Origin of the sequence: Herbaspirillum sp. B65 (assembly GCF_000333555.1) — a bacterium.
Lineage (GTDB): Bacteria > Pseudomonadota > Gammaproteobacteria > Burkholderiales > Burkholderiaceae_D > Herbaspirillum > Herbaspirillum rubrisubalbicans.
This window is the reverse complement of record NZ_BADI01000941.1, coordinates 1-1,097: the sequence shown is the minus strand read 5'-3', so window position 1 is coordinate 1,097 and position 1,097 is coordinate 1. Positions and strand designations below refer to the sequence as shown.

The window sequence follows — 1,097 nt, the reverse complement described above, 5'->3', positions numbered from 1 at the left end:
CCGCCCCGCACCGAGACATAGGCCGGCGGCTTGGTGGTCGCGGTGGCGCGCGCACTGTGCAGGCGATGCAAGGTGATCTGGTTGACCTCGGCATGGCTGCCATCGATGTGCTCGCCCATCAGGCGCATCGCGCTCTCGGCGTCGCCGGCGGCGATGCAGTCGAGGATGGCGGCATGTTCCTCATAGGTCGAGTGCAGGCAATCGCCATAGAGAAAATCCAGCCGCCGCACGATGCGGATACGGTCGGTGAGGCGGTCGAAGGTTTCGGCCATCTCCTGGTTGCCAGCCGCGCGCACCAGGGTCTGGTGGAAGATCTCGTCGAGCTGCGCCGCCTTGGGGCCGTCCGGTTCGCGTGCCTCGGCAGGCAGGCACCAGGTGGCGCGCAGCCCGGCCAGTACCGACTGGTCACCGCCTCTGGTGCAGAGGCGGCGTACCGCGTGGGTCTCGATGAGCTTGCGCATTTCGTAGAGATCGGCAAAGCGCTTGAAGTCGATGGGCACTACCTCCCAGCCGCCGCGCACGTAGCCCTGCATCAGTCCATCGTTCTGCAGGCGTTGCAGCGCCTGCCGCACCGGCGTGCGCGAGACCTTGAAATACGCCGCGATCTCGGTCTCGGTGATCTGGTCGCCGGGCAACAGGCGCATGTCGAAGATGTCCTGGCGCAGTTGCGCATAGACGTACTCGGGCAGCGAGCCGTTGCGCACCAGCGCGTCCTCGCTTTCGATATCGGGAGCGAGCGCGTCAGCGGCGGGGGAGGGGGCGGAGGCGGCCAGGCTTTTCACGATGGGCGCTTTCTTACCAGGCCGCCACGCAGCCATCGGTGCGCGGTTCGGTCCCGCCGCACAGCACGCCTTCGTCATTGCGCCAGATGATCTGGCCACGGCCGAAGCCGAGTTGGTTGCCCGGACACGAGACTTCATGACCCAGCCCGCCCAATCCACGGAAGAGGTGTTCAGCCGTGGTGTGCTCGATGGACACCTTGTTTGCCTTTTCCCATTTCCAGCGCGGCGCATCCAGCGCAGCTTGCGGGTTCAGGCCAAAGTCGACCGTGTTCATCAACATCTGTACGTGGCCCTGCGGCTGCATGAAACCACCCA

Annotated in this window: 2 protein-coding genes; both read right to left on the bottom strand. The window is 65.6% G+C overall.

Features of this window, described 5'->3' with window-relative positions:
• On the bottom strand, positions 1 to 782 hold a 782-nt coding region (locus I5W_RS21930), incomplete at its 3' end, for a GntR family transcriptional regulator (RefSeq protein ID WP_083893601.1).
• Between the two features lie 13 nt (positions 783 to 795).
• The coding region (locus I5W_RS21925) for a gamma-glutamyltransferase (RefSeq protein ID WP_044530829.1) at positions 796 to 1,097 on the bottom strand (302 nt) is incomplete at its 5' end.